This window comes from Caballeronia jiangsuensis, assembly GCF_046030135.1.
GTDB classification, from domain to species: domain Bacteria; phylum Pseudomonadota; class Gammaproteobacteria; order Burkholderiales; family Burkholderiaceae; genus Caballeronia; species Caballeronia jiangsuensis.
On record NZ_JAQQDB010000015.1, the window covers coordinates 185,046 to 194,510 of the forward strand.

General features: G+C 63.6%; 8 protein-coding genes. 5 read left to right on the top strand and 3 right to left on the bottom strand.

Annotated elements, in window-relative coordinates:
- Both PQR08_RS18210 and PQR08_RS18215 read left to right on the top strand, forming a co-directional pair.
- Positions 1-1,995: a sensor histidine kinase gene (locus PQR08_RS18210; RefSeq protein ID WP_408162047.1), complete on the top strand. Its 1,995-nt coding sequence runs from the start codon at positions 1-3 to the stop codon at positions 1,993-1,995.
- 29 nt (positions 1,996-2,024) lie between these two features.
- On the top strand, positions 2,025-3,359 hold the full coding sequence (locus PQR08_RS18215) for a sigma-54-dependent transcriptional regulator (RefSeq protein WP_250482966.1): 1,335 nt from the start codon (positions 2,025-2,027) through the stop codon (positions 3,357-3,359).
- A gap of 58 nt (positions 3,360-3,417) precedes the next feature.
- Here the strand turns inward: PQR08_RS18215 and PQR08_RS18220 are convergent, their stop codons facing one another.
- Positions 3,418-3,954, bottom strand: coding sequence for a peroxiredoxin family protein (locus PQR08_RS18220; protein WP_061116845.1), 537 nt, complete (start codon positions 3,952-3,954; stop codon positions 3,418-3,420).
- A gap of 152 nt (positions 3,955-4,106) precedes the next feature.
- On the opposite strand from PQR08_RS18220, the gene PQR08_RS18225 reads away from it, so the two are divergent.
- Complete coding sequence (locus tag PQR08_RS18225; protein WP_408162049.1) at positions 4,107-4,709, top strand: hypothetical protein; 603 nt, start codon at positions 4,107-4,109, stop codon at positions 4,707-4,709.
- A gap of 379 nt (positions 4,710-5,088) precedes the next feature.
- On the opposite strand, the gene PQR08_RS18230 is transcribed toward PQR08_RS18225, so the two are convergent.
- A complete protein-coding gene (locus PQR08_RS18230) occupies positions 5,089-6,633 on the bottom strand; it encodes a YifB family Mg chelatase-like AAA ATPase (protein ID WP_408162051.1) in 1,545 nt (514 codons plus the stop codon).
- Positions 6,634-6,722: 89 nt separating this feature from the next.
- Positions 6,723-6,989: an accessory factor UbiK family protein gene (locus PQR08_RS18235; RefSeq protein WP_408162053.1), complete on the bottom strand. Its 267-nt coding sequence runs from the start codon at positions 6,987-6,989 to the stop codon at positions 6,723-6,725.
- 445 nt (positions 6,990-7,434) lie between these two features.
- Between PQR08_RS18235 and PQR08_RS18240 the strand changes: the two genes are divergently transcribed.
- Positions 7,435-7,773 carry a P-II family nitrogen regulator gene (locus PQR08_RS18240; protein ID WP_014190273.1) on the top strand — a complete coding sequence of 113 codons (339 nt, stop codon included), beginning with the start codon at positions 7,435-7,437 and terminating at the stop codon, positions 7,771-7,773.
- Positions 7,774-7,804: 31 nt separating this feature from the next.
- Positions 7,805-9,280 (top strand): ammonium transporter, encoded by a 1,476-nt coding sequence (locus PQR08_RS18245; protein ID WP_238209624.1) that lies wholly within the window; start codon positions 7,805-7,807, stop codon positions 9,278-9,280.
- Positions 9,281-9,465: the final 185 nt, after the last annotated feature.

Sequence of the window (9,465 nt, forward strand, 5' to 3'; positions counted from 1 at the left end):
ATGAACGCGGCGAAGCCTCGATCCACGAGCGCTTCGCCGCGTTCGCTTGCTGGCTCGTTCTCGAAGCCTTATCCAGAAGGCGCGTATGCCACAATGACAGATCCTCACTCGCGGGATTCTGCTCACGTGACGCGTCGCATCCTCGTGTTTTTCGCGCTGTGCGCCGCGCTCGTGGCGTGCTGCGCGCTCACGTGGCATCTCGCGTGGCAAAACGGCATCGACGAACTGAGGCTCAATGCCGCCGCGCGCGTCGATCGCACGACGAACACGCTCAAGAGCACGCTCGACCGCTACGAATATCTGCCGTATCTGCTGTCGCGGCATCCTGTCGTCCAGAACGCACTCGATCATCCCGATAAAGCCAACGTCGAGCGCGCGAACCGCTATCTCGAAGATCTCAACGCACGCGCGCATGCCACGGTCACGTATCTGGTCCGCTCGAACGGCATCAGCGTCGCCGCGAGCAACTGGAACGCGGCGGACAGCTTTGTCGGCGTGGACTATAACTTCCGGCCGTATTTCATCGATGCGATGAAAGGCGGCGTCGGCCGCTTCTTCGGCATCGGGACGATCTCGATCGAACCGGGTTATTACATCTCGCAGCCGGTCTATCGCGAAGGCACGCGCGAGATCATCGGCGTCGCGGTGGTGAAGCTCAATCTCGAATGGCTGCAAGGCGCCGATGCGTCCGAGCCGCTCATCGTCACGGACGATCACGGCGTGATCTTTCTCTCGTCGGTGCCGGCGTGGAAATATCACACGGTGCGGCCGCTGCCGCAGAACATCGAGGCTTCGGTCTATGCGACGCGCCAGTACGCGCAGCAAGCCATCACGCCGCTGCCGATGACCGTCGTGAAGACGCTCGAAGGCGGCGCGCAGATCGTGCGTGTCGGCGGTGGGCGCAAGGCGCCGGCGTATCTCGCGACGCATCGTTCGATCGGCGAGCCCGACTGGCAACTGATCACGATGGCCGCGCTCGATCCCGTCGAAAGCGCCGCTCAGAACGCGGTCATCGTCACGGCGCTCGTGTTCGTGTCGCTGTGTCTGCTCGCGTTCTACTGGCGCATGCGCCGCGCGCGCGTGCGCGAAATGATCCGCAGCCGCGAGTTGCTGCAGACCGCGTACGCCGAGTTGAATCAGCGTGTCGCGGAGCGCACGGCAGATCTGTCCGAAGCGAACGCGCAACTGACGAAAGAGGTCAACGAGCGCACGCGCGCGGAGCAGGATTTGCGCGCCGCGCACGACGAGCTCATTCAGGCCAGCAAGCTCGCCGCGCTCGGGCAGATGGCGGCGGGCATCACGCACGAACTCAATCAGCCGCTCGCCGCGTTGCGCAGTTTCTCCGACAACACGCGCGTGCTGATCGATCGTGGCGATCAGGCGGCGGCGCGCGAGAATCTCGAAGCGATCGCATCGCTGACCGAGCGCATGGGCAACATCACGAATCAGTTGAAGCTCTTCGTCACGAAGGCGCGGCCGAAGAACGCGCGCGCGGACGTCGCGCGGGCGCTGCGCCAAGTGTTCTCGATGCTGCGGCCGCGCATGAAGAATGTCGTCGTCGATATCGCGCCCGAACTTGTGGAAGGCAGCGCGCCCGTGTTCGTGCGTTGCGAGGATTTACGGCTCGAACAGGTGTTCATCAATCTGATCGGCAACGCGCTCGACGCGGTCGCGTCGTGCGACAAGCCGCGCATCGTCATCGAACTGAATGTGTTCGCGGACACGATCGAACTCGTCGTGCGCGACAACGGCCCCGGCATACCCGCCGACGCGTTGCCGCGTCTTTTCGAGCCGTTCTTCACGACGAAGGAAATGGGGCAGGGCCTGGGCCTCGGGCTCGCGATTTCATCGGCGATCGCACGCGATTACGGCGGCACGCTGCTCGCGCGCAATCGCGAGGCGCCGATCGTCGCGGACGGACCCGAAGGCGGCACACAGGCCGACGCGGACGGATCGTACGGCGCAGAATTCGTACTGACGCTGCGTCGCGCGTAGCATTCGAAACATTGAATCGAGACAAGACAATGAGCACCGGTTTGCAGGTGATCTTCATCGAAGACGACGAACTCGTGCGCCGCGCGAGCGTCCAAACCCTGCAACTCGCGGGTTTCGACGTGACCGGCCACGGCAGCGTCGAATCCGCCGCGCGCGCGATCGACGCGAGTTTCCCCGGCGTGATCGTGAGCGATATTCGTTTGCCCGGCGCGAGCGGTCTCGATCTGCTCGCGCAGTGTCGCGAGCGCGCGCCCGAAGTGCCGGTGATCCTCGTCACCGGTCACGGCGATATCTCGATGGCCGTGCAGGCGATGCGCGACGGCGCGTATGACTTCATCGAAAAGCCGTTCGCGTCCGAGCGTTTGATCGAAGCCGTGCGCCGCGCGCTGGAGCGCCGATCGCTGGTGCTTGAAAACCAGGCGCTGCGGCGGGAGCTGGCGGGCCAAAGTCGCATCATCGGGCGCAGTCCGGCGATCGAGCAGGTGCGGCGGCTGATCGCGAATATCGCGCCGACGGATGCTTCCGTGCTCATCAACGGCGATACGGGCGCGGGCAAGGAGCTGATCGCGCGCAGCCTGCACGAAATGTCGCCGCGTCGCGACAAGCCGTTCATCGCGGTGAATTGCGGGGCGCTGCCGGAGCAGATGTTCGAATCGGAGATGTTCGGCTACGAGGCGGGCGCGTTTACCGGCGCGCAGAAGCGGCGCGTCGGCAAGCTGGAACACGCGTCGGGCGGCACGCTTTTTCTCGATGAAATCGAGAGCATGCCGCTCTCGTTGCAGGTGAAACTGCTGCGCGTGCTGCAGGACGGCGTGCTGGAGCGGCTCGGCTCGAATCAGCCGGTGCGCGCGAATCTGCGCGTCGTCGCGGCCGCGAAGGGCGACATGAACGAACACGTCGCCGATGGCACGTTCCGCCGCGACCTGCTGTATCGGCTGAATGTCGTGACGATCACGCTGCCGCCGCTCAACGAACGCCGCGAAGACATCGTTCCGCTTTTCGAACATTTTCTGCTCGATGCAGCCGTGCGCTACGAGCGGCCCGCGCCGCTCATCACGGATCGTCAGCGAGCGGATTTGATGCAGCGCGACTGGCCCGGCAACGTGCGCGAGCTGCGCAACGCGGCGGATCGCATGGTGCTCGGCATTCTCGACGACGGCGGCGCGGCCTTGCTCGATATCTCGACGCAATCGCTCAAGGAACGCACCGAGCAGTTCGAGCGCGCGGTGATCGCGGAAGCGCTGGAGCACTGCGGCGGCGCGGTCGCCGTGGCGGCGGATCGGCTGCAGCTCGGCAAGGCGACGCTGTACGAGAAGATCAAACGATACGGAATCGTCGTGAAAGGCGATTCGTCGGAGCGATAAAAAAGGCCCGCTGGTTTTAGCCAGCGGGCCTTTATCTTTCGTCTTGCGTCGGGCGTGTTTAAGCCGAACCCAGCGCCTTGTCGAGCAACTGATCCAGTTCCGCGAACGTCGGCTCGCCGACATAGCGCTTCAAAATCTTGCCGTTCTTGTCGATGACGAAGGTCGTCGGCGTCAGTTGCACGTTGCCGAACTGCTTGGCGGCGCTGCCGTCGTCCATCGCGACCTTGAACGGCAGGTTGCGCGTCTGCGCGTAGTTGCTGACGTACATCGGCGCGTCGTAGTTCATCGCGACCGCGACGAATTCCAGGCCACGGCCCTTGAACTTGTTGTACGTGTCGATCATCTGCGGCATTTCTTTCATGCAGGTCTCGCAGCTCGTCGCCCAGAAGTTGACGAGATAGACCTTGCCCTTGAGATCGCCGGATGTGGAAATCTTCTGTCCCGAAAGCAGCGTGAAGGTCGCGTCCGGCACCTTTTGCTGGCCGCCGAAGGCGAAATACCCGGTGCAGGCGATCACGCCCGCGACGAGCGCCATCACGATGTAGCGCAGCGGGCTCTTGGCGCGCGTGGATGTGTCTTGCGTGGATTGGGACATGTCGAACCTCGTGTTGCTCTCCCGCAAACGGCGGGCACCGCCGGGATGGAGACTGCTGCGTATTTTAGCGCCAATTTCGGGATGGCTTCATGACACGCCGATAAGCCCGGCATTGCAGCGCGATAATGATGGTTTTCACGCAGTGGTTCCTCATGAAACGAGTTTTCTCCGTGTTTCCGTCCCTCCTGCATCGCGCGACTGTGCGCTTTCTTCCGAACATTGCCTCGACGAGCAAACTGGTGTGCGCATCTGTCGCATGCGGCGCGCTGCTCGCATGCACGCCGTCATACGACTGGCGCACCGTGATGAACAACGACGACGGCTACGAAGTGACGTTGCCCGCAAAGCCGCGTTCGGATGAGCGCAAGATCGAAATCGCCGGCCAGCCGATGACGATGCGCATGCAAACCGCCGAAGCCGGCGATGCCGTGTTCGCGGTCGGCACGGTGGTACTGCCGAGCGCCGATCCGCAATTGCAGCGCGCCACGCTCGATTTCCTTCAGCAAGGGCTCGCGCGCAACGTCAACGCGCAGCCCGCCGCGCGCGCGACGCAAATCGAGCTCGCCGCCGGTGGGCGCGTGCTGGGAAGCGAGATGGAAGTGAAGGGCGAAGGCGGGGAGAGGCGCGAATCGCGGACGATCCAGGCGAGATTCGTCGCGCGCGGCGCGCATGTCTATCAACTGGCGATTGTGTCGGACAAAGCGCCGCCACGGGAGCAGGCGGATCAGTTCTTCACGTCCTTCAAACTCTTTTAGAGGAAGGCCTCGAAATTCTGCAGGTACTGATTTAAGAGGGCCTTAGTGCCGCGGAAAGAAGCTAAGTTCCTTCGTAAGTTTACGCGCTAATTCACGGATTCGTATGGACTTTTTCCGCTATCCACAATGTCTGTGGATAACATTGTGGAAAAGAGCGTGCGGTGGCGCGCAAAAGCCCAATTCATACGGTTTACCTTACTTTGCCTTTGTTCGTGGCAAGTTAAATAATTTAATAAAATCAATGGTCTGCAAAATCAACTGAAAACAGGGGTTTGATCGGATGAAAAAGTGCCCCGGATCGCCTCAGTGTGCATAAGTCAAGTCTTGACAAGCGCTTTTCCACTAGCAGGGCGTGGGCCAGCGTCCGCCCGTGCTGGCATCACGCGACCGACAGCAGGCGCCGATACTGAACCGCTTCGGCGACATGCGACGCATCGGGCGTATCGGCGCGGGCGAGATCGGCGATCGTCCGCACGACTTTGAGCACGCGGTAGTACGCCCGCGCCGACCAGCCGAAACGCTCGCCCGCTGCGCGCAGCAACGTTTCGCCCGCGGAATCGGGGCGGCAGACTTCGTCGGCTTCGCGGCCATCGAGATCGCGGTTGATCTTGCCCTGACGCTGCATCTGGATGTTGCGCGCTGCCGCGACACGCGCCGCGACGCTGGCACTCGACTCGCCGCGCTCCACGACACGCGCCGACAACTCGGCGGGCGACAGCGCCGGCAGTTCGATCTGAATATCGATGCGGTCCATCAGCGGACCCGACAATTTGCGCAGATAGCGCGCGGCGACATCGGGCGAGCAGCGGCAACGTCCGCTCGGATCGCCGCGCCAGCCGCACGGACACGGATTCATCGCGGCGACGAGCTGGCAGGCCGCCGGAAAATCCGCCTGCTGCGCGGCGCGCGAAATCGTGATCTGCCCGACTTCGAGCGGTTCGCGCAGGGTTTCCAGCACCTTGCGATCGAACTCGGGAAATTCGTCGAGAAACAAAACGCCGAGATGCGCGAGCGTAATCTCGCCCGGCTGCGGCGGATTGCGCCCGCCGACGAGCGCGGCCGCGCTCGACGAGTGATGCGGCGCGCGAAATGGCCGCCGCCGCCACTGTTCGGGCGTGAAGCCGATCGAACTCGCCGAGAGGATTGCCGCAGAGGTGAGTGCTTCGTCATCGTTCATCGGCGGAAGCAGGCCCGGCAGGCGCGCGGCGAGCATCGATTTGCCCGCGCCGGGCGGCCCGACCATCAACAGGTGATGCCCGCCCGCCGCCGCTACTTCGAGTGCACGGCGCGCAGCGGGATGACCGATCACGTCGGCGAGATCGGCGGCTGGCGTATTTGTCGGGGAAAGCGGTGCGGCGTGAATCGGTCTGAGTCGCGCATCGGGGACATCGTTCAGGTGCGCGCAGAGCGTCGGCAAATCCGCCGCGCCGAAGACTTCGATGCCCGGCACCAGCGCCGCCTCCGCCGCGCTCGCGAGCGGCACGTAGATTTCCGGAATGCGCGTGTCCGGAGCGCGCATCGATGCGTAATGACGCGCCGCGCCGCAGACCATCGCGAAGGCGCCGCGCATCGGACGCAGCGCGCCGGTCAGCGACAGCTCGCCGGCGAACTCGCGATGCTCAAGCGATTCCGCCGGAATCTGGCCGCTCGCGGCGAGAATGCCGAGCGCGATCGGCAGATCGAAGCGACCGCTTTCCTTCGGCAGATCGGCGGGTGCGAGATTGACGGTGATCCTGCGGACGGGAAAGTCGAAACCGCAGTTCTGAAGCGCGGCGCGCACGCGCTCGCGGCTTTCGCGGACTTCGAGATCGGGTAGTCCGACGATGGAAAACGACGGCAACCCGTTTGCGAGATGGACTTCGACGACAACTTCGGGCGCGCGCCCAGGAGCGGGCGCGCGACTGCGTACCACGGCAAGCGACATGATTTCACCTGAAACGGCGCTTCAACCGCGCCGGCAATAAAACTGGAGACTCACGGCTCGCTAGCCGAGGTATGCGATAAGGCTGTCGCTTAGTCCTGCGCGGTGCTGGGGCTTCCGCCCGCGAGACGCTGCTCCAGTTGCGCGACGCGCTTCTCGAGTTCCTCCAGGCGTGCGCGCGTGCGCACGAGCACTTGCGTCTGGGTGTCGAATTCCTCGCGCGTCACGAGATCCAGCTTCGAGAACCCCTGCGAGAGCATCGCCTTCATGTTTTTTTCGACGTCTTTCGCGGGCGAATTCTTGAACAGATCGCTCATCTTCTGCTGCAGATCATTAAAAACGTCGTTGGGCTGCTTCATCGTTTCTCCCTTCTTGCACTAAAAAAGTGCATTCATTGTTAGGTCAGTGCCCCGAATTATCGAATGTTCGATCTTGGTGCGTGCCGCCGAGTGTGCCGGCATGCCCGGAGCACCGTTGAGGCGCCGCGATTTTAGCGCTGCCGCTCACTCGCGTTGTCCGCCCATGCCCCTTTTTGCGGGACCTCGAGACCACTCTAGCAACGAACACACCCCGGCGCCAGCACGTGCGGCGCACGTTGGCCGTTCGGCATACCCCGCGACGGAAGGTTTCCGTAAACCGCCGGAATCCCCCATGAACACTCGCTTGGCATACGAGTTGCATAACTGGCGCGGACCTTTTCTGCACGCTTCTCTGAGCGGCCCGGCAGGGCAGACGTCGCGGTAGCACCCAGCGCATCCCGCTCTAGAAGGCATCGAAGGATCAGCACACCACAGCGAGGGACACATGAAGCTCATTACCGCAATCATCAAGCCGTTCAAGCTGGACGAAGCGCGTGAAGCGTTGTCGGCCATCGGCGTCTCGGGCATCACGGTGACCGAGGTGAAAGGCTTCGGTCGACAGAAAGGGCACACCGAGCTCTATCGGGGCGCGGAGTATGTCGTCGACTTCCTGCCGAAAGTGAAGATCGAGGCGGCCGTTTCGGACGACATCGTCGATCAGGCGATCGAAGCCGTCGAGCGCGCCGCGCGTACGGGAAAGATCGGTGACGGAAAGATCTTCGTCACCGCGATTGAACAGGTCATTCGCATCCGCACCGGCGAGACCGGCGCCGACGCGCTCTAACAAGAAATTGGCGATAAGAGGAACCAGAAGAATGCGTAACTTTTTGATGTCACTGTTGGTGGCGGGCGCGCTGGTCGGCGCGAATGTCGGCACCGCTCTCGCCCAGGATGCGTCCGCTCCGGCCGCTGCCTCGGCACCCGCGTCGTCCGATACCGCCGCAAGTGCACCGGCCTCCGCCAACACGGCGATGGCGTCGTCCGCCGATGCCGCGTCGGCTGCGGCGGCAGCATCGGGCGCATCCGATGCCGCGCCCGCCGCGCCGACCGAACCGGTCATGGTCGATTCCTCCAAGATCAGCTCGGGCGACACCGCCTGGATGCTGACCTCGGTCGCCCTCGTGCTGTTCATGACGGTCCCGGGTCTCGCGCTCTTCTACGCGGGCATGGTGCGCAAGAAGAACGTGCTCGCCACGGCGATGCAGAGCTTCGCGATCTGCTGTCTCGTGACGATTCTCTGGACCGTCGTCGGGTACAGCATCGCGTTCACGCCGGGCGGGTCGTTCCTCGGCGGCTTCTCGCGCGTGTTCCTGCACGGCATGGCCTACATCAAGGGCGACAAGGCGACCACGCTCACCGTGAGCCACCTCGCCACGACTATTCCGGAGTCGGTCTACTTCGCGTTCCAGCTGACGTTCGCGATCATCACTCCGGCGCTCATCACCGGCGCATTCGCTGACCGCATGAAGTTCTCGGCGATGCTCGTGTTCATGGCGTTGTGGTCGCTGATCGTCTACTCGCCGGTCGCGCACATGGTCTGGGAACCGACCGGCTGGCTCGCAACGGCTGGCGTGCTCGACTTCGCGGGCGGCACGGTGGTTCACATCAACGCCGGTATCGCGGGCCTGATGTGCTGTCTGGTGCTCGGCAAGCGCGTCGGTTACGGCCGTGAAGTGATGGCCCCGCACAACCTCGTGCTCTCGCTGATCGGCGCATCGATGCTGTGGGTGGGCTGGTTCGGCTTCAACGCGGGTTCGGCAGTCGCGGCTGACGGCCGTGCCGGCTTCGCGATGCTCACGACGCAGATCGCCACCGCCTTCGCCGCTTTCGGCTGGATGTTCGCGGAGTGGATCACGAAGGGCAAGCCGTCGGTGCTCGGCATCATCTCGGGCGCGGTCGCGGGTCTGGTGGCGGTGACGCCGGCTTCGGGCTTCGTCGGCGTGACGGGCGCGATCGTGATCGGCATCGTCGCGGGCGTGGTCTGCTTCTGGTCGGCGACGTGGCTCAAGCACAAGTTCAACTACGACGATTCGCTCGACGCGTTCGGCGTGCACGGCGTGGGCGGGATCATCGGCGCGCTGCTGACGGGCGTGTTCGCGGTGAAGGACATCGGCGGTTTCGACGGCAGCGTGCTGGTGCAGGCGAAGGGCGTGCTCGTCACGCTGGTCTACAGCGGCGTCGTCAGCTTCGTGTTGCTGAAGATCATCGACATGACCATGGGTCTGCGCGTCACGGAAGAACAGGAACGCGAAGGTCTCGACGTCACGCTGCACGGCGAGCACGTCGAATAAGGGATTCGTCGCCAGGCGGACGTCGCGGGAGGACGTCCGTTACGACGCAAAGAACGAGCGCAGCGACTTTGCCCGCCTTCATGGCGGGCATTTTTTTGGTGCGCCGAGCATGCACAACAGCTTGGGGGTGCGAGTCCCCTGTCCAACCTGATGGTGGTGAAGGACTAGCGAAACGCAAGGGCGTC

What these genes read in the sequence shown, in the direction of transcription:
- PQR08_RS18235 (WP_408162053.1), bottom strand. Translation starts at nt 6,989, where the DNA reads ATGAAGCAGCCCAACGACGTTTTTAATGATCTGCAGCAGAAGATGAGC.
- PQR08_RS18225 (WP_408162049.1), top strand. Translation starts at nt 4,107, where the DNA reads ATGAAACGAGTTTTCTCCGTGTTTCCGTCCCTCCTGCATCGCGCGACT.
- PQR08_RS18220 (WP_061116845.1), bottom strand. Translation starts at nt 3,954, where the DNA reads ATGTCCCAATCCACGCAAGACACATCCACGCGCGCCAAGAGCCCGCTG.
- PQR08_RS18230 (WP_408162051.1), bottom strand. Translation starts at nt 6,633, where the DNA reads ATGTCGCTTGCCGTGGTACGCAGTCGCGCGCCCGCTCCTGGGCGCGCG.
- PQR08_RS18215 (WP_250482966.1), top strand. Translation starts at nt 2,025, where the DNA reads ATGAGCACCGGTTTGCAGGTGATCTTCATCGAAGACGACGAACTCGTG.
- PQR08_RS18245 (WP_238209624.1), top strand. Translation starts at nt 7,805, where the DNA reads ATGCGTAACTTTTTGATGTCACTGTTGGTGGCGGGCGCGCTGGTCGGC.
- PQR08_RS18210 (WP_408162047.1), top strand. Translation starts at nt 1, where the DNA reads ATGAACGCGGCGAAGCCTCGATCCACGAGCGCTTCGCCGCGTTCGCTT.
- PQR08_RS18240 (WP_014190273.1), top strand. Translation starts at nt 7,435, where the DNA reads ATGAAGCTCATTACCGCAATCATCAAGCCGTTCAAGCTGGACGAAGCG.